The sequence below is a fragment of the Streptomyces sp. NPDC001381 genome, from assembly GCF_042895685.1.
Classification (GTDB): domain Bacteria; phylum Actinomycetota; class Actinomycetes; order Streptomycetales; family Streptomycetaceae; genus Streptomyces.
Map to the genome: position 1 here is coordinate 92,029 of NZ_JBIAWO010000011.1, position 24,488 is coordinate 116,516.

19 protein-coding genes are annotated in these 24,488 nt (G+C 74.0%); 13 read left to right on the forward strand and 6 right to left on the reverse strand.

Features of this window, described 5'->3' with window-relative positions; all coding sequences use genetic code 11:
• Positions 1-21 precede the first annotated feature (21 nt).
• From ACFY2L_RS33370 to ACFY2L_RS33410, 9 genes are all read left to right on the forward strand, one after another.
• Positions 22-5,499, forward strand: a complete 5,478-nt coding sequence (locus ACFY2L_RS33370) for a caspase family protein (protein WP_390824215.1) — start codon at positions 22-24, stop codon at positions 5,497-5,499.
• Positions 5,500-5,609: 110 nt separating this feature from the next.
• A complete protein-coding gene (locus tag ACFY2L_RS33375; RefSeq protein WP_390660707.1) occupies positions 5,610-7,841 on the forward strand; it encodes a molybdopterin oxidoreductase family protein in 2,232 nt (743 codons plus the stop codon).
• A gap of 121 nt (positions 7,842-7,962) precedes the next feature.
• Positions 7,963-9,384, forward strand: a complete 1,422-nt coding sequence (locus tag ACFY2L_RS33380) for a CitMHS family transporter (protein WP_390824216.1) — start codon at positions 7,963-7,965, stop codon at positions 9,382-9,384.
• A 20-nt stretch (positions 9,385-9,404) separates the two neighbouring features.
• Complete coding sequence (locus tag ACFY2L_RS33385; RefSeq protein WP_390824217.1) at positions 9,405-10,655, forward strand: MFS transporter; 1,251 nt, start codon at positions 9,405-9,407, stop codon at positions 10,653-10,655.
• 101 nt (positions 10,656-10,756) lie between these two features.
• The gene (locus ACFY2L_RS33390) at positions 10,757-11,353 is read left to right on the forward strand and encodes a hypothetical protein (protein ID WP_390824218.1); all 597 of its coding nucleotides are present in this window, start codon (positions 10,757-10,759) and stop codon (positions 11,351-11,353) included.
• Between the two features lie 745 nt (positions 11,354-12,098).
• Positions 12,099-12,527: a class F sortase gene (locus ACFY2L_RS33395; RefSeq protein ID WP_390824219.1), complete on the forward strand. Its 429-nt coding sequence runs from the start codon at positions 12,099-12,101 to the stop codon at positions 12,525-12,527.
• A 127-nt stretch (positions 12,528-12,654) separates the two neighbouring features.
• Positions 12,655-14,043: an aldehyde dehydrogenase family protein gene (locus ACFY2L_RS33400; protein ID WP_390824220.1), complete on the forward strand. Its 1,389-nt coding sequence runs from the start codon at positions 12,655-12,657 to the stop codon at positions 14,041-14,043.
• 10 nt (positions 14,044-14,053) lie between these two features.
• On the forward strand, positions 14,054-15,133 hold the full coding sequence (locus ACFY2L_RS33405) for a Zn-dependent alcohol dehydrogenase (RefSeq protein WP_390824221.1): 1,080 nt from the start codon (positions 14,054-14,056) through the stop codon (positions 15,131-15,133).
• Between the two features lie 134 nt (positions 15,134-15,267).
• Positions 15,268-16,590, forward strand: a complete 1,323-nt coding sequence (locus ACFY2L_RS33410) for an MFS transporter (RefSeq protein ID WP_390660714.1) — start codon at positions 15,268-15,270, stop codon at positions 16,588-16,590.
• Here ACFY2L_RS33410 and ACFY2L_RS33415 read toward each other — a convergent pair.
• From ACFY2L_RS33415 to ACFY2L_RS33425, 3 genes are all read right to left on the reverse strand, one after another.
• Positions 16,582-17,508: a DMT family transporter gene (locus tag ACFY2L_RS33415; RefSeq protein WP_390660933.1), complete on the reverse strand. Its 927-nt coding sequence runs from the start codon at positions 17,506-17,508 to the stop codon at positions 16,582-16,584. The genes ACFY2L_RS33410 and ACFY2L_RS33415 overlap by 9 nt on opposite strands.
• 103 nt (positions 17,509-17,611) lie before the next feature.
• A complete protein-coding gene (locus ACFY2L_RS33420) occupies positions 17,612-18,334 on the reverse strand; it encodes an ArsR/SmtB family transcription factor (protein WP_390824222.1) in 723 nt (240 codons plus the stop codon).
• A 45-nt stretch (positions 18,335-18,379) separates the two neighbouring features.
• A complete protein-coding gene (locus ACFY2L_RS33425; RefSeq protein WP_390824223.1) occupies positions 18,380-19,012 on the reverse strand; it encodes a TetR/AcrR family transcriptional regulator in 633 nt (210 codons plus the stop codon).
• A 111-nt stretch (positions 19,013-19,123) separates the two neighbouring features.
• Between ACFY2L_RS33425 and ACFY2L_RS33430 the strand changes: the two genes are divergently transcribed.
• The 3 genes from ACFY2L_RS33430 (at position 19,124) to ACFY2L_RS33440 (ending at position 21,340) form a co-directional block, all read left to right on the forward strand.
• Positions 19,124-20,275, forward strand: a complete 1,152-nt coding sequence (locus ACFY2L_RS33430) for an acyl-CoA dehydrogenase family protein (protein ID WP_390660934.1) — start codon at positions 19,124-19,126, stop codon at positions 20,273-20,275.
• A 60-nt stretch (positions 20,276-20,335) separates the two neighbouring features.
• Positions 20,336-20,623: a YiaA/YiaB family inner membrane protein gene (locus ACFY2L_RS33435; protein WP_390660717.1), complete on the forward strand. Its 288-nt coding sequence runs from the start codon at positions 20,336-20,338 to the stop codon at positions 20,621-20,623.
• Between the two features lie 90 nt (positions 20,624-20,713).
• Positions 20,714-21,340, forward strand: coding sequence for a TetR/AcrR family transcriptional regulator (locus ACFY2L_RS33440; protein WP_390660718.1), 627 nt, complete (start codon positions 20,714-20,716; stop codon positions 21,338-21,340).
• A 15-nt stretch (positions 21,341-21,355) separates the two neighbouring features.
• On the opposite strand, the gene ACFY2L_RS33445 is transcribed toward ACFY2L_RS33440, so the two are convergent.
• Positions 21,356-21,817, reverse strand: a complete 462-nt coding sequence (locus ACFY2L_RS33445) for a MaoC family dehydratase (RefSeq protein ID WP_390660719.1) — start codon at positions 21,815-21,817, stop codon at positions 21,356-21,358.
• A gap of 93 nt (positions 21,818-21,910) precedes the next feature.
• On the opposite strand from ACFY2L_RS33445, the gene soxR reads away from it, so the two are divergent.
• Complete coding sequence (gene soxR, locus ACFY2L_RS33450) at positions 21,911-22,375, forward strand: redox-sensitive transcriptional activator SoxR (protein WP_390660720.1); 465 nt, start codon at positions 21,911-21,913, stop codon at positions 22,373-22,375.
• 224 nt (positions 22,376-22,599) lie between these two features.
• Here the strand turns inward: soxR and ACFY2L_RS33455 are convergent, their stop codons facing one another.
• Complete coding sequence (locus ACFY2L_RS33455; RefSeq protein WP_390660721.1) at positions 22,600-23,667, reverse strand: RNA ligase (ATP); 1,068 nt, start codon at positions 23,665-23,667, stop codon at positions 22,600-22,602.
• Positions 23,668-23,743: 76 nt separating this feature from the next.
• Entirely contained in the window at positions 23,744-24,487 is a 744-nt protein-coding gene (locus tag ACFY2L_RS33460) for a 3-keto-5-aminohexanoate cleavage protein (RefSeq protein WP_390824224.1), read from the reverse strand.
• Position 24,488 lies beyond the last annotated feature (1 nt).

Sequence of the window (24,488 nt, forward strand, 5' to 3'; positions counted from 1 at the left end):
GGACGGCGGGCGAGGGGCGCGGTGCCGGGCCCCGCTGAGGCGGCGGTGGCCGCCCAGCCCGCGACGTCCGCCCCGACCCCGGACGCGGCCGACCGCCGCTTCCTCGTCGCCGCCGCCGTCACCGACGTCACGGCGCATCCCGAGGCCGAACGCGCCGAACTCGCCGCCGACGTACGGCGGATCGAGGACCTCTTCCTCGGCGAGCTCCGCTACCACCGGGCCACCGACCTCCCCGCCCTCAACCCCACGCGCCGTCAACTGCAGGACGCGCTCCGGGCGTTCGCCACCGCCCCGGACCGCCGCCCCGAGGACTACGTGGTCCTCTACCTGGCCACCCACGGCGTCACCGCCGAGCACAGCGGACGCCACTACCTGCTCCTGCACGACAGCGACGCCCGGGACCTGCGCGGCACCGCCCTGCCCACCGAGGACCTGGTCGCCCAGCTCTGGGAGGACACCCCGGTCGAACGCCTGCTCGTCCTGATCGACGCCTGCTACGCCGAGGAGGGAGCCGACCGGGCGCTGCGCGGCGCGCTGGAGGCCCGCAGGTTCAGGGAACCGGTCACCGAGCACGGCACCACCGGCCTCGTGCTCGTCTCGTCCTCCCGCCGCAAGGAGGAGGCGTACACCGGCGCCCTGTCCGCCGCCTTCGACCGCGCCGTACGCCGCCAGGCCACCGCCGGCCACGTGCCCGCGCACATCAGCCTCGAACACGTCATGGCGGCCATCCGCAGCGATCCCGAGGTGCCGGCCGCGCAGCGGCCCGTCTGGTCCCTCGCGCACGCCACCGGGGACATCCCCGCCTTCCTCCCCAATCCCCGGCACGTCCCCGACTCCGCCGGGCTGAAGCTGGAGGAGATCGACCGCATCGTCGCCCTCGGCGCCCGCGAACGCGACGCCCGGGAGAAGGACATGCGCGGCTTCTTCGTGCCCCGCGCCCGCGGCACCGACGTACCCACCGAGGACGTCTGGGACTTCACCGGCCGGCACGCCGCTCTCGGCGACATCACCGCCTGGCTCGATCCACGCCGGACCGGGGACCGGCTCTGTGTCGTCACCGGCGACCCCGGCTCGGGCAAATCGTCCCTCCTCGGCATGGTGGCGGTGCTCACCGATCCGCTCCGTCACGCCTCCGTGCCCCGGACCGGGCTGCCCGCACTGCTGCCCCGCGCCGGCGACGTGGACGTGCGTGTCAACGCCAGTCACCTGTCCACCCGCCAGCTCCTGGACGCGCTGTCCGCGGCCGCGGGCTGCGCCGCCGGATCCCTCGGAGCCCTCACGGCTCACCTGCAGACCAGGACCGACCCGCTCGTCGTCCTCGTCGACTCCCTGGACGAGGCACTGACGCCCCACGAGGCCGTCGACGAACTCCTCACCCCGCTCACCGACCCCGAACGCCGCCTCCCGCTGCGCCTGCTGATCGGCGCCCGCCCGCACATCGCCGCCCGGCTGCCCACCGCGGCCCCCCGCATCGACCTCGACTCGGAGCGCTACGGCGACCCCGACGCCGTCCGCACCTACACCCGCAAGCTCCTGCGGGCCCCGGGCTCGGTCCTCGGCGACGCCGCGGACCGCCTGGTCGAGGCCGTCGCGGAGGCGGTTTCGGAGGCGGCCGGCCGCTCCTTCCTGGTCGCCCGGATCACCGCCCGCACGATCGCGCGGGAGCCCCGGCCGCCCGACCCGTACGACCGGCGGTGGCGCGACGAACTCCCCCGGCTGCCGGGCGAGGCCATGGAACGCGACCTGGTCCAACGCCTCGGACCCCAGGCCGCCCGCGCCCGCGACCTGCTCCTGCCGCTCGCCTACGCCCAGGGCGCCGGCCTCCCCTGGGCGGCCGTCTGGCCCCGGCTGGCCGCCGCCCTGTCCGGCAAGCCGTACGACGACGAACACATCGTCTGGCTGAGGCAGGCGGCGGGGTCGTACGTCGTGGAGAGCGTCGAGAGCGGGGGGTCGGTCTACCGCGTCTATCACCGGGCGTTGATCGAGTACCTGCGGGAGGACCGGGACACGGAGACGATCCAGCGCACGGTGACCGAGGTGCTGCGCGACATCGAACACCCTTACGTGCGGCGGTACTTGGCCCTGCACGCGGGCGAAGGCGGGGTCCTCGACCCGCTGGTCCAGGACGCCGACTTCGTCCTGAGCGCCGAGCCGGACCAGCTGCTGGCCGCTCTGCCCGGGCTGCGCACCGCGGAGGGGCGCCGGGCCGGGCAGGCGGTACGCGACCTGGAGGAGCCGCTCAGACGGCGCGAGGGCGCGGGCCCGGACCCGGAGACCCGCGCCCGGCTGCGCCTCGCGGCGGTGTGCCGCCAGGCGCGGGCACTGGCCGACTCCTGCGACGCGGGGGAGGGGGAGCTGCCGTGGCGGGCGCGCTGGGCGGCGTGGAACCCGCACGAGGGCGCCCGGCGGTATCCCGGGATGACCGTGGGGACCCGGACGGGGGTGGTGGTCCCGGGCGACGGCGATGCCCATTACCTGGAACTGTCCTGGTGGGACGGGGTTCGGGCCTGGGATCTCGACGACGGCACGTGGAGCCGGGTCGCGGCCGACACCGGCGATCCGTACCGGTCGACCCTGACCGTGCTTCCCCAACTGCCCGGTGGAGCAGCCGCCGTGGCCTACGGGGACGAGGTCGAGATCCGCGGCAGGACCCTGTGGAGGACCCGTCACGCCCGCCTGCTGCACCTGTATTCGGTCTGGAGGACGTCACGCACGACCTGGTGCCTGCCGCCCGACGTGTTCGTGGACGTCGAGCCCGAGCGGCGCATCCCCCGGGCCCCCGAACAACTGGCGCTCACGGCCGACGACGACGGCAACCCCGATCTGGCCGTGCTCCGCTTCGACGACGGTCAGGTGGCCGTGTACCGCCTCGACAACCGCACGGCGTACCCACCCCTCCCGCGGGACAGCAGGCGTTCGCTGTACGACAACGAGGCCAAGGAATGGCAGGCGCGCTTCGCGCACCTGGCCGCCGGGGAGCACACGACGCTCGGGCCGCGGGCCGACGACGACCCCCGGCGCATCACCGCCTGCGCGGCCCCGCGGGGCCTGGCCCCCCGCACGCTCCTGGTCGGGTACGAGGACGGCGAGGTCCTCGAAACCGACCTCAGACAGGGAACCCGCCTCTCCCAGGTGAACACCGGCCACGATTCCCCGGTCACCCACATCGGCCTGGTCACCGGCCACCCCCAGGGCAGACTCCTCGTCACCGCGGCCCGCGACGGCACCGTCCGCGTCTCCTCCCTCACCACCGGCCGGCCCCTGCGGCCGCTGCTGTCCAGTGCCTTCCCGATCGCCTCCTTCTCGACGCGCCGCGTCGGACGCCAGTGGATCGTCGCCGTCGTGACGGCGGACGGCTCGCTGCACCGGATCGACCTCGACAGCGGGCGTCCCATCGGACTGCCGCTGCGGGTGGACCGGGGATCCTCGGTCAGGGTGGAGACGTTCGCCCTGCGCGGCGCCGACTGCGTGTCGGTCCAGGGCGACTCCCGGGGCCTGCAGGTGTACGACCTGGTCAGCGGCGCTCGCGTCGGCGGGCAGGAGTTCCGGCACGAGGCGTCCGCGGTCTGCGCGGCGGGCGGGACGGTGTGCGCGGGCGGCTCGGACGGTGTCGTCCGCCTGTGGCCCACCCCGCAGGCGGCGGACTCGACCCAGATCACGGCCCACGACGGTGCGGTCCTGGCGCTCGGCCGCGTGCGCGGCCCGTCCGGTCGTCCGGCGCTCGTGAGCGTGGGCCTGGACAACGAGATCCGCTGCTGGGACGCCGAGCGGTCGCACGAACTGTGGCGCCGGAGAGTCCTGGACCCCGGCCCCTGGCAGGTACCGCTGCTCGCCTGCGCCACGACCGGACGCAGGGCCGACGGCCGGGACTTCGTGGCCACCGGCGAGCACCAGGGACGCGTCAGGGTGCTGCTGCTGAGCGACGGACTGCCCGTCGCCGAGCAGGAGTTCACCGTGCCGGACATCGTCACGGCCCTCGCCGCGGGCCGGGTGCGCGGCCGGGACGTGCTCGCCGTCGGCACCGGATCCGGCCGGATCGCCTGCTGGGACCTCGGCGCCGCCCGTATGTACGCCCTGGGCCCCGAACCCCGCCGACCGCTCTGGACGACCGCGCTCGCGCTGGCCCCGGACGGCTCGGGGCGACTGGCGACCGGCGGCCTGGACGGCACCGTACGGGAGTGGTCGCTGCCCACGTGCCGGCCGCTCGGCCCCGCCCGCCCCGGGCACCGGCGCCGGGTGACCGCCCTGGCCTACGCCGGCGGACGCCTCGTCGGATGCGGCGCCGACCACCGACTGGTGTCGTACGCGGACGGTGGGGAACGCAGGATGCCCATGCCCCTGGTCTCGTTCGGCGAGGCCGCGGACGGATCCCTTCTGGGCGGCGACGAGCGGGGCCGGGTGTGGCGGGTGGAGGCGGGCGACGCGGGCCTGGCCGTGACCGAGGCGCTGGACGCCGTACGGCCCGTGTCCGCCGTCGCGACCGTCGCGGTCGACGGCTCCACCGCGGTCGTCGCCGGCAGCCCCGACGGTTCGCTCGAGGTCCGGGAGGGCGAGCGCGGGCGGCTGGTGCGACGGCTGCGGCCCGTCTGCGAGAGCGGGGTGCGGGAACTGGCCGGTGTGTCCTGGCGGTCACCCGGCAGGCAGCCACGGCCGCTGCTGTTCGCGCGCAGCGAGTGGGGGGTCCTGGAGTGCTGGGACTTCGCCGCGGCCGACCCGATCAGCTCCCAGGGTCTGCCGCTGGCCACGCCGGTCGCCCACCAGGACCCGCGGGCGACCCTGTCGGTGCAGCCCGGCGGGGACGGAACCCAGGCGGTGCTGTCGCTGGCACCGTGGGACGCCCGCCCCAGCCGTCCGCTGTGGGACTCCGACGAGGACACGCACCTCGCCGTCCTCGACGTGGCCCGCGGCCCCGTGCACAGCCAGCCCTGCCGTCCCCTGGGCGAGAACGCGCCCCAGGGCCCCTTCCGGGCGGTCCGCTGCGGCGGCACCCTGCTCGTCTTCGTGCCCCTTTCCGACCGGGTGGTGCGCGTGCTCGACACGCGGACGCGGCGCTGGGCCGCGCTGCCGGAGGACGACCTGGTCGAGGTGTTCGCCCTCGCCGCCGCGGACGGGGACGAGATCGTCGTGGTCGGCGGTGAGAGCACCAGGGTGTACGCGTGGGAGAGCCTGCGCACCTGTTTCACCCGGCCCGGCGAGCGGCCGGCCGAGATCCGGCCGGTGACCGCCCGCACCCGTCTCGGGCGGCGCGCCGCTCCACCGCCGCCCCCGCTCCACGAGCACGCGGTCGTCCTCCCGACGTACAAGGCCCGCCACGCCGTGCTGCTGCCCGGTGGGGAGGCCTACGCGGTCGCGGCCCAGAACGAGCTGGCCGTCGCCTCGGTGCGGGACGGCGCCGTCCTGCGCGGGCTCGAGCTTCCCTCTCCCTGTACGGCCCTCGCCGCCGGACCGGGTGGCGAACTCCTCGTCGGCACCCGCAACGGCCTCGTCCTCTTCGACTGACCCCCGTCCCCCCCCGATTTCCGGCCTCACCCCCGCGCCCCCCTCCCCGTCGGGCATACCGGTCGGTATGCTCGGCCGGAAGATGGCATCGTCGCCCCCCAGGAGGACCCGTGTCCCGCACCGCCCTGCGAATCTGCCCCCTGTGCGAGGCCACCTGCGGGCTGACGCTCACCCTTGAGGGGACCTCGGTCACCGGCGCCCGCGGTGACCGCGAGGACGTGTTCAGCAAGGGGTTCATCTGCCCCAAGGGCGCCTCCTTCGGGGCCGTCGACGGCGATCCGGACCGGCTGCGCACCCCGCTCGTGCGCCGGGACGGCGAACTGCGCGAGGCCACCTGGACGGAGGCCTTCGACGCCGTGGCCGCCGGGATCCGCCCGGTCGTCGAGCGGCACGGCCCGCACGCGGTGGGCGTCGTCCTCGGCAATCCCAACGTCCACACCATGGCCGGCGCCCTCTACCCGCCCGTGCTGCTCGCCGGGCTCGGCACCCGCAGCCTGTTCACCGCCTCCACGGTCGACCAGATGCCCAAGCACGTCTCCAGCGGACTGCTCTTCGGCGACGCCAACGCCATCCCGGTACCGGACCTGGACCACACCGACCACCTGCTCCTCATCGGCGCCAACCCCCTGGAGTCCAACGGCAGTCTGTGCACCGCCCCCGACTTCCCGGGCAAGCTCAAGGCCCTGAAGGCCCGCGGCGGCACCCTCACCGTCATCGACCCGCGCCGCACCCGCACCGCGAAGCTCGCCGACCGGCACATCGGGATCAGGCCCGGCACCGATGCGCTGCTCCTCGCGGCGATGGCGCACGTGCTGTTCGAGGAAGACCTGGTGGAACTGGGGGAGCTGACCCCGCACGTCGAGGGGCTCGACGAACTCCGTGCAGCCGTAAGGGACTTCACTCCCGACGCGGTGGCCCCCGCCTGTGACGTCGACGCCGGCACCGTCCGCGCCCTCGCCCGCGAACTCGCCGCCGCCCCCACCGCCGCCGTCTACGGCCGCATCGGCAGCTGCACGGTCCCGTTCGGCACCCTGGGCAGCTGGCTCGTGGACGTCCTCAACATCCTCACCGGCAACCTGGACCGGCCCGGCGGCGCGCTCTTCCCGCAGGCCGCCACCGACCGCACCCCCCGCCCGGCCGGGCCGGGCCACGGCTTCGCGCTCGGCCGCTGGCACTCCCGGGTGAGCCGGCACCCCGAGGCCAAGGGCGAGCTGCCGCTGTCCGCGCTCGCCGAGGAGATCGACACCGCCACCGAGGAGGGCGAGCCGGTCCGGGCGCTCGTCGTGGTGGCCGCCAACCCCGTGCTGTCCGCCCCGGACGGCGACCGGCTCGACAAGGCGCTCGGCTCCCTCGACTTCATGGTCAGCGTCGACCCGTACCTGAACGAGACCTCGCGCCACGCCGACGTCGTCCTGCCGCCGCCCCCGCCCTCCCAGAGCGCCCACCACGACTTCGCCTTCAACACCCTCGCCGTGCGCAACCAGGTCCGCTACTCCCGCCCCGCCGTCCCGCTGGAGCCCGGCAGGATGGCCGAGACGGAGATCCTCGCCCGGCTGACGCTGGCCGTGACCGGCATGCACGGCGCCGACCCGTCCGCCGTCGACGACCTGGTCATCGGCCAGACCCTCGGCAAGGCGGTCAAGGAGCCGCACTCGCCCGTGCACGGCCGTGACCCGCGGGAACTGGCCGCCCTGCTCACGGGCGAGAACGGCCCCGAGCGCCGGCTCGACATGATGCTGCGCCTCGGCCCCTACGGCGACGGTTTCGGCGCACGCCCGGACGGGCTGAGCCTCGCCCGGCTGCTGGACCACCCGCACGGCATCGACCTCGGGCCGCTGGGCCCGCGTCTGCCGCAGCCGCTGAAGACGCGGAGCGGGCGGATCGAACTGCTGCCGCGGCCGATCGCCGACGACCTGCCCCGCCTCACCGGGGCGCTGCGGGAGCGGCCCGCCGGACTGGTCCTCGTCGGACGGCGCCATCTGCGTTCCAACAACAGCTGGATGCACAACGTCCCGGCCCTCACCGGCGGCAGCAACCGCTGCACCCTGCACATCCACCCCGAGGACGCGGAACGGCTGGGCGTGCGGGACGGGGCGCCGGTGCGCGTGAAGGGCGCCGGGGGAGAGGTGACCGCTCCGGCGGAGGTCACCGACGGCGTGCGGCGGGGCGTGGTGAGCCTTCCGCACGGCTGGGGTCACGACCGGCCCGGCACCCGTCTCCACCACGCCTCGACGGACCCCGGCGTCAACGTCAACCAGCTGCTCGACGGCAGCCTGCTCGACCCCCTGTCGGGCAACGCGGTGCTGAACGGCGTACCCGTTGAGCTCACCGTAAGCCTGTGACCTGGAATTTTGCGCTTATTGCTCGCACGTCAACGTCTTGTTAACGCCGTTTGACGGGACCTAACGTCGTCGCACCGCCTGCCCGGTGGGATGTTCAAGGGCGAACGTTAGGTATCCACACATGTTGACCATCCTCGGCTTTGCCATGATCGCGACCTTCCTGGTCCTGATCATGATGAAGAAGATGTCGCCGATCGCGGCGCTCGTCTTGATCCCGGCACTGTTCTGCGTCTTCGTCGGGAAGGGCGCCCGGCTCGGTGACTACGTCATCGACGGCGTCAGCAGCCTCGCCCCCACCGCGGCGATGCTCATGTTCGCGATCGTCTACTTCGGTGTGATGATCGATGTCGGCCTCTTCGACCCGATCGTCCGGGGCATCCTGAAGTTCTGCAAGGCCGACCCGCTGCGCATCGTCGTGGGCACGGCGCTGCTCGCCGCGATCGTCTCGCTCGACGGCGACGGCTCCACCACCTTCATGATCACCGTCTCGGCGATGTACCCGCTCTACAAGCGCCTGAAGATGAGCCTGGTCGTGATGACCGGTGTCGCCGCCATGGCCAACGGCGTGATGAACACGCTGCCCTGGGGCGGCCCGACCGCCCGTGCCGCCACCGCGCTGAAGCTCGACGCGAGCGACATCTTCGTGCCGATGATCCCGGCCCTGGCCGTGGGCCTGCTCTTCGTCTTCGTCCTCGCGTACGTCCTCGGCCGCCGCGAGCGCAAGCGGCTCGGCGTGCTGACCCTGGACGACGTGCTGGTGGAGGAGATCGCACTCGTCGAGGAGAAGGAGACCGAGACCGTCCTTGTGGGCGCCGGCGGCTCCGGCACCGGCAACGGCACGTCCCGGGCCGCGGGTTCCGGCGCCGGCACCGCCCCCGGCGACGACGAGCCCGAGGAGGGCTTCCAGGGCCTCGACCCGCGGCGCGCCACCCTGCGCCCCAGGCTGTACTGGTTCAACGCGCTGCTCACGGTGACCCTGCTCACCGCCATGATCATGGAGTGGCTGCCGATCCCGGTGCTGTTCCTGCTCGGCGCCGCGCTCGTGCTCACCGTGAACTTCCCCCACATCCCCGACCAGAAGGCCCGGCTCGCCGCCCACGCCGACAACGTCCTCAACGTCGCCGGCATGGTCTTCGCCGCCGCCGTCTTCACCGGCGTGCTCCAGGGCACCGGCATGGTCGACCACATGGCCACGTGGATGGTGGACGTCATCCCCGAGGGCATGGGCCCGCACATGGCGCTCGTCACCGGTCTGCTGAGCCTCCCGCTCACCTACTTCATGTCCAACGACGGCTTCTACTTCGGCGTTCTCCCGGTCCTCGCCGAGGCCGGCGCGGCGCACGGCGTCTCGCCCCTGGAGATGGCCCGCGCCTCGCTCGTCGGCCAGCCGCTGCACATGTCGAGCCCGCTGGTGCCGGCCGTGTACGTCCTGGTCGGCATGGCCAAGGTCGAGTTCGGCGACCACACCCGCTTCGTGGTCAAGTGGGCCGCCCTCACCTGCCTGGTGATCCTGGGCGCGGGCCTGCTCTTCGGCATCATCTGACCCACTTCATGGAGGAACTCGTGAGGCCCGGCAGGAACCACGGCTGGCTGCTCCGTCTCGTCATCGCCTTCTCCTTCGCGCAGGGGGCGGTCTCGATGGCCCGGCCCGCCGTCTCCTACCGGGCCCTCGCCCTGGGCGCCGACGAGCGGGCCGTCGGCGTCATCGCGGGTGTCTACGCACTGCTTCCGCTGTTCGCCGCCGTACCGCTGGGCCGCCGCACCGACCACGGCCGGTGCGCCCCGCTGCTGCCGGTGGGCGTGGTGCTGATATCCGGCGGCTGCGCCCTGAGCGGCCTCGCCGGTTCCCTCTGGGCGATGGCCCTGTGGAGCGGGGTGATGGGTCTCGGCCATCTCTGCTTCGTCATCGGCTCCCAGTCGCTCGTCGCCCGCCAGTCCGCCCCGCACGAACAGGACCGCAACTTCGGTCATTTCACGATCGGCGCCTCCCTCGGCCAACTGGCCGGCCCGATCGCGGCCGGGGCCCTGATCGGCGGCGACGACATGGCGGCCACCAGCGCGCTCGCCCTGCTCGTCGCGGGCGCGGGCTGCGCGGTCGCGTTCACGTCCCTGTGGCGCATCGAACACCGCGACACGGCGCCCACGTCCGGTGCGGCGGACGGCGACCGCGTCCCCGTCGGCCGCATCCTGCGCACCCGCGGCGTCCCGGCCGGCATCCTCGTCAGTCTCGCCGTGCTGTCCGCGACCGACGTCCTCACCGCCTACCTGCCGGTGGTGGGCGAGCAGCGGGGCATCGCCCCCTCGGTGGTCGGTGTCCTGCTCAGCGTCCGCGCGGCGGCCACCATCGCCTGCCGGCTCGTCCTCACCCCGCTGCTGCGGATGCTGGGCCGGACCCTGCTGCTCGCCGTGACGTGTCTGCTGGCGGCCGTGCTGTGCGCCGGGATCGCGCTGCCGGTGCCGGTCTGGGCGCTCGGCGTGATGCTCGCCGTCCTGGGCTTCTGCCTCGGGGTGGGGCAGCCGCTGTCCATGACGACGGTCGTCCAGGCCGCGCCCGACGGCGCCCGTTCCACGGCCCTCGCGCTGCGGCTGACCGGCAACCGCCTCGGCCAGGTCGCGGCGCCCGCCACCGCGGGCCTGGTCGCCGGGATCACGGGCGCGGCCGCCCCCTTCGTGATGCTCGGCGTGCTGCTGGTCCTGTCGGCGGGTGTGGCGCTGCGGTCACCGGCGAAGCCCGCGAACCCCCCGGAGGGCCCGCAACAGGGGGCCCCGCCCCGGCGGTCCGGGTCGGCCATGGGCCGGACGAGGGACACCTGACGGGCCGTAGGGCGGTGCTCCCGCCGAACGGGGCGCGGATGTGACAAAGAGTCGGATGACGAGTGATTTGTATGAAAATCATCCGACTTGGAGGAGCTTGCATGCACGCCACGCCCCGTCCCCGCCGCGCCGGCGCCCGCACCGCCGCCCTCGCGGCCCTCACCGTCGCGGGAAGCGCCCTCTTCGGGGTGCCCGCGGTCGCCGTGCCCGGCGAGAACGGAGACGTCAAGATCCACGCGGTCGGAAAGGACACCGCCGAGCCCGACAACGACCCCCACGTCTGCGGCTTCTACCTCGACGCCTTCAACTTCGACCCGAACGAGACGGCCGACTGGACCATCGTGGCCGAGCCGCCGACCACCACCGGTGTACGGCGCAACGACTCGATCACCCTCGACGACACGGGAGCGGGGCACACCGACGCGATCCACCTGCCCAACGGGCACTACCGGCTCACCTGGGTCACACCGGACGGCGACGGCGAGGGCAAGTTCAAGACGTTCTGGGTCGACTGCGCGCCCGGTCAGGGCAACGGCGGCCCGAACGGCGGCCCCAACGGCGGCCCGCCGGCCGGCGGTGGCGGTCTCGCCCGTGACGCCGCCATCGGGCCGGTGGCCGGTGCCGCCACCGTGGGTGCGGCCGCGGTCGGCGGCGTGGTCTGGTTCCGGCTCCGCCGCCGTACGCATGGCGCCGCGTAGACGCAGGCGCAGGCCCTGGTACCGGACGCGCGCCTACCGCCTGGCCCGGACGGCCGTGCTGACCGCCACGCTGGTCACGGGGTGCGTCCACTGGACCCAGGACGAGGAACCCCCGGGTGCGGCCGCGGCCGGCCCGGGCGGCTCCGCCGGGGTGGCGGCGGTGGGGTCCGCGGGACCCGCCGCCCCTGCGCCGGCCGGTCCGGGCACGCCCGCCCGGGCACCGGGGACCTCGGGGGCCCCGGTCTCCGGGGGGCCGGGGGCGGCCCGCCCGCAGGACGGTGACTCCCGGCCCCGGGGGACACCGTCCCACGGCGAGCCGCGCCACCCCGCAGGACGGCCGGGCGGCCCGGACCGGCCGGGGCCGGGGCGGCAGGACCCGTCCGGCCCGCCGGCCCGCAAGGGCGAACCCGGGCAGCCGCATCCCGCCGGTCGACCGCAGCGTCCGGAGCGTCCGGGACAGCCGGGTGGATCGGGTCGGCCGGGTCGGGCGGGTCAGCCGGGCCGCCAGGGCGAAGCAGGTCAGCCGACTCAGGGAGCGCGTCAGGACCGCCCGGGTGAGGCAGGGCGGCAGGGTCGGCAGGGGCAGCCGGGCCAAGCCGGCCGGCCCGCCCGCCCGGCCGGTCGCCCCGCGCCCCGGCAGGCGCCCCGCCCCGGTGCCGCCCCCGCCCGCCCCGGTGGCAGTCCCTCCGCCGCCCGGCCCCTGCCGCGCTCCCGCGCCACCCGCCTCGCCATCCCCTACATCGGCGTGGACGCCCCCGTCATCGACCTCCGCCTCGACGGCAGGCGCCGGCTGCCCGCACCCCCGGAGGACGAGCCCGGCCTCGTCGGCTGGTACGCGGCCGGCCCGGCCCCGGGCGAGCGGGGGACCGCCGTCGCCGTCGGCCACCTCGACACCGACCACGGCCCGGCCGTCTTCGCGGGACTGTCCGAACTCCGGCGGGGCAGGCTGATCCAGGTCCGCCGCGCCGACGGCCGCACGGCCGTCTACACCGTCGACGCCCTCCGCAGGTACGAGAAGGCGCACTTCCCCAACGGGGAGGTGTACGGCGACCGGGGCCGCCCCGAACTGCGGCTGATCACCTGCGGCGGCACCTTCGACCGCAGGACCGGCTACGACGGCAACCTCGTCGTCTTCGCCCACCTCGTCCGCCTCGTCCGGCCCGCGGCCCGCTGACCCGGAGCCGGGGGAGTGAGACGGCCCACTCCCGAGCCGTGGTGCATTACCTCTGGGGCCCCTGGTGCCGGAAAACTAACGACGCTAGTTTGGGGCCCGGACGAGGAGCACCGGCGGAAGGAACGCGATGAAGGCACAGGACGGCATCTACCTCGACGGCGCCTGGCGTCCGGCCGCGTGCCAGGACGTGATCGAGGTCGTCAACCCGGCCGACGAGCAGGTGATCGCCCGGGTCCCGGCGGGCAACGCCGTGGACGTCGACGCCGCCGTACGGGCCGCCCGCGCCGCACTCCCCGGCTGGGCGGCCACCCCGCCCGCCGAGCGCGCCGCCCGTCTCACCGCGCTCCGGGACGTCCTGGCCGCCCGCAAGGGCGAGATCGCCGAGACCGTCACCGCCGAGCTCGGCGCCCCGCCGGCCTTCGCCCAGGTGGTCCACGCGGGCCTGCCGATCGCCGTGGCCGGCTCCTACGCCGAGCTCGCCGCCACCCACAGCTTCGAGGAGAAGGTCGGCAACTCGACCGTGTACCAGGAGCCGATCGGCGTGGTCGCCGCGATCACCCCCTGGAACTACCCGTTGCACCAGATCGTCGCCAAGGTCGCCCCCGCCCTGGCCGCCGGCTGCACGGTGGTCCTCAAGCCCGCCGAGGACACCCCGCTCACCGCCCAGCTCTTCGCCGAGGCCGCCCACGAGGCAGGCGTCCCGGCCGGTGTCCTCAACCTCGTCACCGGCCTCGGCCCGGTCGCCGGCCAGGCCCTGGCCGAACATCCCGGAGTCGATCTGGTCTCCTTCACCGGCTCCACCGCCGTGGGCCGGCAGATCGCCGCCACGGCGGGTGCCGCGATCAAGAAGGTGGCCCTGGAGCTCGGCGGCAAGTCCGCCAACGTCATCCTGCCGAGCGCCGACCTCGCCAGGGCGGTCAATGCCGGCGTCGCCAACGTGATGTCCAACTCCGGCCAGACGTGCAGCGCCTGGACCCGCATGCTGGTCCACCGCGACCAGTACGACGAGGCCGTCGAGCTCGCCGCGACCGCCGCCGCCAAGTACGGCGACCGCATCGGCCCGGTGGTGAACGCCAAGCAGCAGGCCCGCGTGCGCGGTTACATCGAGAAGGGCGTCGCCGAGGGCGCCCGGCTGGTGGCCGGCGGACCGGAATCCCCGCGTGAGCAGGGCTACTTCGTGAGCCCCACGGTCTTCGCCGACGTCACGCCGGAGATGACCATCGCCCAGGAGGAGATCTTCGGCCCGGTCCTCGCCCTCCTGCGCTACGAGGACGAGGAGGACGCCCTGCGGATCGCCAACGGCACGGTCTACGGCCTGGCCGGCGCGGTCTGGGCGGGCGACGAGGCCGAGGCGGTGGCCTTCGCCCGCCGCATGGACACGGGTCAGGTCGACATCAACGGCGGCCGCTTCAACCCCCTTGCCCCCTTCGGCGGTTACAAGCAGTCGGGGGTCGGCCGCGAACTCGGCGCGCACGGTCTCGCCGAGTACCTCCAGACCAAGTCCCTGCAGTTCTGAGGAGGTTGTCGTGGTCCGTGCCGCCGTACTCCCCGCCGTGGGCGCTCCGCTGGAGATCGCCGACATCGACCTCCCGGACCCCGGCCCCGGCCAGGTCCGCGTCCGTCTCGCCGCCGCCGGGGTCTGCCACTCCGACCTGTCCCTGACCAACGGCACCATGCGGGTGCCGGTCCCCGCGGTCCTCGGCCATGAGGGCGCGGGTACCGTCACGGCCGTCGGAGAGGGCGTCACCGAGGTGGCGCCCGGCGATGACGTGGTCCTCAACTGGGCTCCCTCCTGCGGAAGTTGCCATGCCTGCGGACTGGGCGAGGTCTGGCTGTGCGCCAACGCCCTGAACGGCTCGGCCGACGTGTACGCTCGCACCGCCGACGGCACCGACCTGCACCCCGGACTGAACGTCGCCGCGTTCGCCGAGGAGACGGTCGTCCGGGCGTCCTGCGTGCTGCCGTTGCCCGACGGCGTCCCGCTCGCCGACGCCGCCCTGCTGGGCTGCGCCGTCCTCACCGGCTACGGCGCCGTCCACCACTCCGCGCGCGTCCGCCCCGGCGAGACCGTCGCCGTGTTCGGTGTGGGCGGGGTGGGCCTCGCCACGCTCCAGGCCGCCCGGATCGCCCGCGCCTCGACGATCGTCGCCGTGGACGTCTCCCCGGAGAAGGAGGAACTGGCGCGAGCGGCGGGCGCCACGGAGTTCGTGCTCGCCTCCGAGCTGACGGCCCGCGAGATCCGCGCCCTCACCGGCAAGCAGGGCGTCGACGTGGCCGTGGAGTGCGTGGGCCGCGCGGTCGCCATCCGTACGGCCTGGGAGTCGACCCGGCGCGGCGGCCGCACCACCGTCGTCGGCATCGGCGGCAAGGACCAGGAGGTCACCTTCAACGCCCTGGAGCTCTTCCACTGGGGCAGGACCCTGTCCGGGTGCGTGTACGGCAACTCGAACCCGGCGCAGGACCTGCCGGTGCTCGCCGACCACGTCCGCGCGGGCCGGCTGGACCTCTCCGCCCTGGTGACGGAGCGGATCGCCCTCGACGGGATCCCGGCGGCCTTCGAGAACATGCTGGCGGGCAAGGGCGGACGGGCGCTGGTCGTCTTCTAGCGGTCCCGGGGGCCCGGTCCCGGGCCCCCGGCCGGAGCTGGCCCGACCCTGTTCTGTCACATCCGTTGACCGCATACCGTCCGGTCAGTATGTTCCCCGGAACGTCCCCATAGCACCCACTGGAGTGTGCACGCATGGACACGTTCCCCACCGCTCACCCGACTCCCACCACGGCACCCGCGACTCCCCATCGCCGCCGTGTCGCCACCGCCGCCGCGCTCGCCTCCGCGGTGGAGTGGTACGACTACTTCGTCTTCGGCATCGCCGCCGCCCTCGTCCTCGGCGACCTGTACTTCCCGGCCGGCAGCTCCACCGCCGGAGTCCTGGCCGCCTTCGCCACCTTCGCCGTCGGCTTCCTCGCCCGCCCGATCGGCGGCATCGTCGCCGGTCACCTCGGAGACAAGCGCGGACGCAAGCCGATGCTGGTCCTCGCGCTGACGCTCATGGGCGTGGCCACGACGGCCATCGGTCTCCTGCCGACCTACGACACGATCGGTGTGGCCGCGCCGATCCTGCTGGTCGCCCTCCGCGTCGTGCAGGGCATCGCGGTCGGCGCCCAGTGGGGCGGCGCGATGCTGCTGGCCACCGAGTACGCCCCCGAGGGCAAGCGGGGCGTCTACGGCAGCGTCGTCCAGCTCGGCGTCCCCATCGGCGTGGTGACGGCGAACACGGCCTTCCTCCTCGCCGGCGCCTTCACCACCGACAGCGCCTTCGCGGCCTGGGGATGGCGGGTCCCCTTCGTGGTCGGCCTGTTCGTGCTCGCGCTCGCCCGGTACATCCACACCCGGGTCGAGGAGACCCCCGAGTTCCGGGCCGCCGAACGGGAGCTGGCCGAGAAGGAGAAGGCCGAGCAGAGCTCCCCGCTCCGCGCGATCGTGCGCGGACACCTCGGCACGGTCCTGCTGGCCGGCGGCTCCTTCGCCGTGAACACCGCCGCGTTCTACATCCTCATCACCGGCGTGCTCGACTACACCACCCGTGAACTCGGCATGGCCCGCGGCCCCGTCCTCGCCGTCTCCCTCGGCGTCAGCCTCACCCAGCTCGCGCTGATCCCGGCCTCCGCCGCCCTCTCCGACCGCTGGGGCCGCATCCGGATCTACGCGCTCGGCGCGGTCGGCATCGCCCTGTGGGCCGTACCGCTGTTCCTGCTGATCGACACCGGCTCCCTGCTGTGGCTGGCGGTCGGCACGTTCGTCGCGAGCTGCTTCCTCAGCATCATGTACGGCCCGCAGGCGGCCCTGTTCGCCGAGCTGTTCACCCCCGAGATGCGCTACACGGGAGCCTCGCTCGGCTACCAGATCGCGGCCGTGGCCGGCGGCGGCCTCGCCCCCTTCGTGATGGTCCTGCTGCTGGAGGCGACGGGCACGTCCCTGGCGGTGTCCGCCTACATCGTCGCCCTGTCCGTGGTCGCGCTGATCTCCATCAAGGTCCTCGCGAACCGGGCGCGCTCACGCTGAGACGTCCTCCTCCTCGGGCCGCCGCACCGACGCGCCGGCCCGCGGAGGCCGGGACCGCGACACCGCCACGCCCGCCAGACACAGCGCCCCGCCCGCCAGCGTGAGCACGCCGGGCACCTCGCCCAGCGTCAGCCACGACATCAGCACGACCAGCGCGGGCACGGCGTACGTGGTCGCGCCCATGCGTCCGGCGGTCGTCCGGGCCAGGGCGTACGCCCAGGTGGTGAAGGCGAGCGCGGTCGGGACGACCCCCAGGTAGACCATGCCGAGGGTGGCGGACAGCGGGGCGTCGGCGGCCTCGTGGACCAGCTGCCCGGCGAACGGCAGACACAGCACCGCCCCCACCGCACAACCGAACGTCGTCACCTGCAGCGCGCCGGCGTGCCCCAGCGCCGGCTTCTGCGCCACCACCCCGCCCGCGTAGGCCACGGCCGCCAGCAGACACAGCACCACACCGAGCAGCGAGGACCCGCCCCCGCCCGACATCGACAGCCCGACGGTCACCGCCCCCGCGAAGGACACCGCCATCCCGGCGAGCAGCCGCGGCGGCAGCCGGTCGCCGAGGAAGCGCGCGCCCAGCAGGGCGATGAGCAGCGGCCCGACGTTCACCACCAGGGCCGCCGTCCCCGCGTCCACCTGCTGCTCGCCCCAGTTCAGGACCACCATGTACACCCCGAACCACAGCACGCCCGAGACGGCGATCCCGCGCCTCGCGGCCCTCGGCGGCCACCCCTCCCGCCGGACGAGACACAGCGCCCCCAGCACCAGCGCACCGGCCAGCAACCGTCCGAGCGCCAGCGCGCCCGGCGAGTACGCGGTCCCGGCACCGCGGATCGCGACGAAGGCGGAGGCCCAGGCCAGGACCGTGAAGCCGGCCGCACCGGCGGCGAGCAGTCGCGTACGACGAGCGGGGTTCATCATGCTCCCGGGGTCAGGAAGGAAAGGGGGAGGGGGCCGGCGGAATGCGGACGGCGGTTTCCCCGGCGGCCCTCGGGCCGGCCGGAGCCGCGGGGGCGGGCGGTCAGCTCAACGCGGCCCCCTCGATCCCCAGCAGGCCGCCCAGCGCCCGTTCGCCCGCCGGCGTCACCCGTACCGCCCGCCCGGAGCCGATCCGCACGCACCACCCGGTGTCCAGGGCGTGCCGGCACAGGGCCGCGCCCGCGACGCCCGCGAGGTGGGGACGGCGCTCGGTCCAGTCGAGACAGGCCCGGGCCAGCGGCCGGCGGCCCGCCCGCTCCAGGGGGATGCCGGCGCCGTCGAACCAGGCCAGGCCCGCGTCCGTCAACGCGAACCCGGCCTGCCCTGTCTCGTGCGTGCGCAGCAGCCCGCGTGCCGTGAGCGCGTCGGTGACCGCGATGCCGAGCCGGCCGGCGAGATGGTCGTAGCAGGTGCGGCCGCGGGCCATCGCCGATCCGGCGCTCGCGGCCCGCAGCGTGCGCGGACGGACGGCCGGGTCCGGGGCGACCTGGGCGGCGAGGTCCTCCACGAGCTGGGCGACCCGGGCGTCGGCGAGCCGTACGTACCGGTGCCGGCCCTGTCGTTCCCCGGCCAGCAGCCCGCCCGCGACCAGCTTGCCCAGGTGCTCGCTCAGCGTGGACGGGGCCACCCCCGCGTGCCGGGCGAGCTCGCCCGCCGTCCACGCCCGCCCGTCGAGCAGCGCCAGCAGGCAGACCGCCCGCGTCTCGTCGGCCAGGAGCGCCGCCAGCGCGGCCAGCCCCGGCGCCCGTGCGTCCCTGGTGGTCATGGATCCCAGCATGGGGGACGGACACTTCGGCGCGCGCCGAACTGTTCAGGCCAGCTGCCGGTGCTGCAGCGCGAGCCCGTCCAGCAGGGCCGCCAGGCCCGTCTCGAACGCCCGCTCGTCGATCTTCTCCTGCTGCTCGGCGAGCAGGTGCGCCTGGCCGAGATGGGGATAGTCGGCGGGGTCGTAGGCGCTCGCGTCGTCGACGAAACCCCCGGCGAACGAGCCGAGCGCGGAGCCCATGATGAAGTACCGCATCAGCGCGCCGATGGAGGTGGCCTGCGCGGGCGGCCAGCCCGCCGCGACCATCGCGCCGTAGACGGCGTCGGCGACCCTGAGGCCCGCCGGGCGGCGGCCGGGGCCCCGGGCGAGGACCGGGACGATGTTCGGGTGGTCGCGCAGGGCGGCCCGGTAGGAGACCGCCCAGTCGTGCAGCGCGGTCCGCCAGTCCCGGTCGTCCTCGAACATCGACAGGTCGATCTGGGCGCTCACCGAGTCGGCGACGGCCTCCAGGATCTCGTCCTTGGTGCGGAAGTGGTTGTAGAGCGAGGGCCCGCTGACCCCCAGTTCGGCGGCGAGCCGGCGCGTGGAGACGGCCGCCAGGCCCTCCGCGTCCACCAGCGCCCGTGCGGTCTGGACGATCCGGTCGGTGCTGAGAAGGGGCTTGCGCGGTCGGACCATGGCGCACATAGTAGGGCTGCGACCTGGAAACTAGCAGTGCTAATTTAAAAGTCCGGCTTTCAAAGGCCTTGCTCCGCCTTTCAAGCCCTTCCTCTGTGAGGTGATCTCGTGGTGAACCTGGGGCTCAGCGACGAGCAGGAGGCCGTCCGGCGGCTCGCCCGGGACTTCGTGGAGCGGGAGATCGCTCCGCACGTCGTCGCCTGGGACCGCGCCGAGGAGGTCGACCGGGGCATCGTGAAGAAGCTCGGCGAGGTCGGCTTCCTGGGCCTGACGATCGACGAGGAGTACGGCGGCTGCGGCGGTGACCATCTCGCGTACTGCCTGGTCACGGAGGAACTGGGACGCGGCGACTCGTCCGTGCGCGGGATCGTCTCCGTGTCCCTGGGGCTGGTCGCCAAGACGATCGCGTCCTGGGGGAGCGAGGCGCAGAAGCGGCGCTGGCTGCCGGGCCTCACCTCCGGCGCCCAGGTCGGCTGCTTCGGCCTCACCGAGCCCGGCACCGGCTCGGACGCAGGCAGCCTCGCCACCCGCGCGGTCCGCGACGGCGACACGTACGTGATCGACGGCAGCAAGATGTTCATCACCAACGGCACCTGGGCCGACGTCGTCCTGCTCTTCGCCCGCTCCACGGACGCGCCCGGACACAAGGGCGTCTCCGCCTTCCTGGTCCCCACCGACACCCCCGGCCTCACCCGCCGGACCGTCCACGGCAAGCTCGGCCTGCGCGGCCAGGCCACCGCGGAGCTGGTCCTGGAGGACGTGCGGGTGCCCGCCTCCGCCCTGCTGGGCGAGGAGGGCAAGGGCTTCTCCGTGGCCATGTCGGCGCTCGCCAAGGGCCGGATGTCGGTCGCCGCGGGCTGTGTCGGCATAGCCCAGGCCGCCCTGGACGCGGCGGTGCGCTACGCCGGCGAGCGTGAGCAGTTCGGCAGGACCATCGCCCACCACCAGCTGATCCAGGAGCTGATCAGCGACATCGCCGTGGACGTCGACGCGGCCCGGCTGCTGACCTGGCGGGTCGCCGACCTGATCGACCGGGGCCTGCCCTTCGCCACCGAGTCCTCCAAGGCCAAGCTCTTCGCCTCCGAGGCCGCCGTCCGCGCCGCGAACAACGCCCTGCAGGTCTTCGGCGGCTACGGCTACATCGACGAGTACCCGGCGGGCAAGCTGCTGCGCGACGCCCGCGTGATGACCCTCTACGAGGGCACCAGCCAGATCCAGAAGCTGGTCATCGGGCGGGCCCTGACCGGGGTCTCGGCGTTCTGAGTACGCGTCTGAGTACGCGTACGGATGTGGCGCGGGCCACTCCGGCGGGATCCTTCCCGCATGAGTGACACACCGGTCAAGCAGCAGAACACGGCCGCTTTCTACGGACAGGCCGTCGCCTCCTTCGCCATCGCCATCGCGGCCACGGCGATCGGCATCTACCAGCTGAACACCGATGCCTGGGTCCGGGCGTTCCTGGCGATCGCGGTCCTGTACCTCGTCACCTCCGCCTTCACCCTGTCGAAGGTGATCCGCGACCGCCAGGAGGCCGGGACGATCGTGAGCCGTGTCGACCAGGCCCGCCTGGAGAAGCTGCTCGCCGAACACGACCCCTTCGAGAAGATCTGAGGGTTCACCCTCGGCTGAGCGGCCGGGCTAAGCAACCGCTCACCTTCGGCGGTATGGTGGAGCGACTGTACCGAGAGGGGCGAGCGAGGGATGAGTACGGCTCAGGAGACGGCCGGCGGCGAGATCGAGCCGTGGGAAGAGGTCACCCCCGACGCGGCCCGGCGGCTGCTCGTCGCCGCCGTGGAGGCCTTCGCCGAGCGCGGCTACCACGCGACGACGACCCGCGACATCGCGGGCCGTGCGGGCATGAGCCCGGCCGCCCTCTACATCCACTACAAGACCAAGGAAGAGCTGCTCCACCGCATCAGCCGGATCGGCCACGACCGCGCGCTGGACATCCTGCGCACGGCGGCGGCCGGCGAGGGCAGCGCGACGCGGCGGCTCGCGGACGCCGTGAGCTCCTTCGTCCGCTGGCACGCAGGCCGCCGCACCACCGCGCGGGTCGTCCAGTACGAACTGGAGGCCCTCGGCCCCGAGGCCCGTGCCGAGATCCTCGCGCTGCGCCGGCAGGTCGACGCCGAGGTGCGCGGGATCATCGAGGACGGTGTGGCGGCGGGCGAGTTCGACGTCCTGGACGTCCACGGGACCACGCTCGCCGTGCTCTCCCTCTGCATCGACGTGGCCCGCTGGTTCAACGTCGACGGTCCGCGCACGCCCGACGAGGTCGGCGAGCTCTACGCCGACCTCGTGCTGCGGATGGTGGGCGCGGCGAAGTAGGGCCGTGCCCGGGGCCTACAGGTAGTACCGGGAGACGGACTCCGCGACGCACACCGGCTTGTCCCCGCCCTCGCGCTCCACGCTGAAGGCGACGGTGACCTGGATGCCGCCGGTCACGTCCTCGACCCCGGTGATCGTCGCGGTGGCGCGCAGCCGGGAGCCGACCGGGACGGGCGAGGGGAAGCGCACCTTGTTCGTCCCGTAGTTGACGCCCATCTTCACGCCCTCGACCTTGATCAGCTGCGGCCCGAACAGCGGCAGCAGGGACAGGGTCAGGTACCCGTGCGCGATGGTCGTCCCGAACGGCCCGGCGGCGGCCTTCTCCGGGTCGACATGGATCCACTGGTGATCGCCGGTCGCCTCGGCGAACAGATCGATCCGCTTCTGGTCGACCTCCAGCCAGTCGGTGTGTCCCAGCTGCTCGCCCACCGCCGACTTCAGCTCCTCGGCGGACGTGAAGATCCTCGGCTCTGCCATGTGTCTCCGGCCCTCTCCCACGATGTCATGCTAAGCGACTGCTTAGCATGGTGGGGATGTGGGCCCGTGTCAACGATGGGTAGGGTTCGAGGGGTGCCCCAGATTCCCGAGAAGATCCACGAGCTCACGGTCGGCCAGCTCTCCGCCCGCAGCGGCGCCGCCGTCTCGGCCCTGCACTTCTACGAGTCCAAGGGCCTGATCGCCAGCCGCCGCACCTCGGGCAACCAGCGCCGCTACCACCGCGACACGCTCCGCCGGGTCGCGTTCGTGCGCGCCGCCCAGCGGGTCGGCATTCCCCTGGCGACGATCCGTGAGGCCCTCGCCGCGCTCCCCGAGGAACGCACCCCCACCCGGGAGGACTGGGCCCGTCTCTCCGAGACCTGGCGGGCGGAACTGGACCGCCGCATCCAGCAGCTCAACCGCCTCCGCGACCACCTCACCGACTGCATCGGCTGCGGCTGCCTCTCCCTGGACACCTGCGTCCTGTCCAACCCCGACGACGTCTTCGGCGAACGCATGACGGGCTCGCGGCTGCTGGCGGAGAAGGGGAGGGGCTGACGCCGGCGAGGACGGAGACGCGGACGCCGGACGGCCGCGGGTCGCCCGTGGCCGCTCGTGGCCGGTCGCGTGGTTCTCCGCGGCCCCGGGCGGATGCGGTCGCCGCCCGTTCGTCCCGGTGAGCCGCGGGCAGTCGTGCCGCCGGGGCGGCACGGGTGGGCGCGGCGGCACCCCGCCGACGCCGGGCCGCGTCTTCCGCCCCGCCCCGCCCCCTCCCCGGGCCCCTACTCGTACTCCGTCCCGCCCTTGCGGGTCAGGTACGCCCCGCTCACCGCCTTGGCGATGGCCCGTCCGCCCGTCACCGGGCTGTACCGCTCGACAGCCGGCCGGATCACCACACCCTCCCGCAGATGCAGCTCCCGCCCGGACACCGTCTCCCGCCCGGTCGCGATCTCCAGCACCCGCTCGCCGTCGTACGGCCCCTCGTACAGCCGGGGCACCAACGGCAGCTCCCCACCCAGGAGTTCGGCCGCGTCCAGCCACCGCACGGTGCCGTCGATCTCGGCGGACACGTCGAACACCGCGTACCCGAGGGTGTCGCGCCGCCCGTCCGCGCCGTACGTCAGGTCCTGGACACCCGCGCCGTACACCTCACCGAAGACGCCGACCCGGCGCGCGCCCAGCCGCTCGGCGAGGCGGGCCGCCGCCTCGGCGACGCCGTGACCGCGCACGGCCCGCCAGTACAGGTTCCGCGGATCCTCCACCAGCGCCAGCGACTTCGCACCGAAGCCCTTCGAGGACACGTACACCCGTCCCTCACCCGCGACATACGTCAGCAGGCACGCCGAACCGTGCAGCTTCTCCGTCAGGACCACCGGCTCGCCGGGCTCGAAGATGTCCGGGTAGCGCTGGATGTTCTCGATGTCGACCCAGGGCAGCAGATCCTCCGCCGCCTCGACGTCCCCGCTCATGGTCGGCGGGATCGGCGGCACCCACTTCACGATGCCGAGCCGCTCCGCGAAGTCGGTTCCCTCCGCCGCCGCCCGCACCAGGTCGACGTCCGCCAGCGCCCTGGGCCGGCACACGATCCCCTGGGACAGCTCGCCCCGCAGCCGCACCGCCTTGACCCGGTCCGACCTGCTGCCCGCCAGCCGCCCGGTGAGCCCCAGCTCCTCGACCAGCTCGACGGGGAGCACCGCCTGCTCGGGGATGTAGAGGGCGGCCTCGCCGGTGCGGTACGCGCCCTTGGCGACGACGGCCCGGTACAGGCCGACCTGGGCCAGCTCGAGGGCGTCGGCGTTGGGATGCTCGTGCACGGTCAGCACTTCGGCGGTGACGCGCAGCGTCGACATGTGGGGCTCCTTCGGTGCCTCAGTTCGGTTTCATCGCCCTCAACTCTCCCCAGGGGAAAGGGCTGGAGCGAGCCGATTAGCGGCTGGTATCGTCACGCCCTCCGGCGGCGCACCCGTGGGCGCGCAACGCCGCCACCACCAACTCGGCGTTGGACCGGGCCCGTCGACCGTCCGGCAGGACCAGGGTGTCCTCCAGGCCCACGCGGGTCGCCAGCCCCAGCCGTCCCGCGAGCCGCAGCACCGGCCACGCCCCGCCCTCCTCGCCGTGCAGCAGCACGGGCCGGCCGTGCGCGTCACCCAGCTCGGCCAGCAGGGCCCGCGCCGACGCCTCGGCGGTCTCCGGGTCCGGATCCGTCACCTCCGCGAGCACCCGCAGCACCTTCGGCGCCAGCGGGGACCCGGCGAACCGGGCGGCGCCGTCCGTCCCGGACCAGATGCCCGCCTCCACGCCCACACCGAGGGCGATCAGCTGCTCGGCGACCTCCTGCGCGCCCGGCTCGTGCCAGTTGACGGAGGCGAAGTCGGGCAGCACGGACCATGCGCGCACCCGGGACACCCGCGCCACGGGATCCGGCTCGGCCCAGGCGCCCGTGGTCACGCCGACCGGCACCGACACCCGCCGTCGCAGGGCGTCGACGACCACCGCGACGACGCGCGGGGACAGACTCTCGCGCCCGCACGGCGTCCGGGGATGGACATGGACCTCCGTGGCCCCCGCCGCGACGGCCGCGGCCGCCGACTCGGCGAGCGCCTCGGGCGACAGGGGTACGCACATGCCGTCGGCGCCCTCGCGGCGCCCGTTGAGACACACCTGCACCATG

What these genes read in the sequence shown, in the direction of transcription:
- ACFY2L_RS33400 (WP_390824220.1), top strand. Translation starts at nt 12,655, where the DNA reads ATGAAGGCACAGGACGGCATCTACCTCGACGGCGCCTGGCGTCCGGCC.
- ACFY2L_RS33445 (WP_390660719.1), bottom strand. Translation starts at nt 21,817, where the DNA reads ATGGCAGAGCCGAGGATCTTCACGTCCGCCGAGGAGCTGAAGTCGGCG.
- ACFY2L_RS33455 (WP_390660721.1), bottom strand. Translation starts at nt 23,667, where the DNA reads ATGTCGACGCTGCGCGTCACCGCCGAAGTGCTGACCGTGCACGAGCAT.
- ACFY2L_RS33390 (WP_390824218.1), top strand. Translation starts at nt 10,757, where the DNA reads ATGCACGCCACGCCCCGTCCCCGCCGCGCCGGCGCCCGCACCGCCGCC.
- ACFY2L_RS33425 (WP_390824223.1), bottom strand. Translation starts at nt 19,012, where the DNA reads ATGGTCCGACCGCGCAAGCCCCTTCTCAGCACCGACCGGATCGTCCAG.
- ACFY2L_RS33410 (WP_390660714.1), top strand. Translation starts at nt 15,268, where the DNA reads ATGGACACGTTCCCCACCGCTCACCCGACTCCCACCACGGCACCCGCG.
- ACFY2L_RS33435 (WP_390660717.1), top strand. Translation starts at nt 20,336, where the DNA reads ATGAGTGACACACCGGTCAAGCAGCAGAACACGGCCGCTTTCTACGGA.
- ACFY2L_RS33380 (WP_390824216.1), top strand. Translation starts at nt 7,963, where the DNA reads ATGTTGACCATCCTCGGCTTTGCCATGATCGCGACCTTCCTGGTCCTG.
- ACFY2L_RS33460 (WP_390824224.1), bottom strand. Translation starts at nt 24,487, where the DNA reads ATGGTGCAGGTGTGTCTCAACGGGCGCCGCGAGGGCGCCGACGGCATG.
- ACFY2L_RS33415 (WP_390660933.1), bottom strand. Translation starts at nt 17,508, where the DNA reads ATGAACCCCGCTCGTCGTACGCGACTGCTCGCCGCCGGTGCGGCCGGC.
- ACFY2L_RS33420 (WP_390824222.1), bottom strand. Translation starts at nt 18,334, where the DNA reads ATGACCACCAGGGACGCACGGGCGCCGGGGCTGGCCGCGCTGGCGGCG.
- ACFY2L_RS33440 (WP_390660718.1), top strand. Translation starts at nt 20,714, where the DNA reads ATGAGTACGGCTCAGGAGACGGCCGGCGGCGAGATCGAGCCGTGGGAA.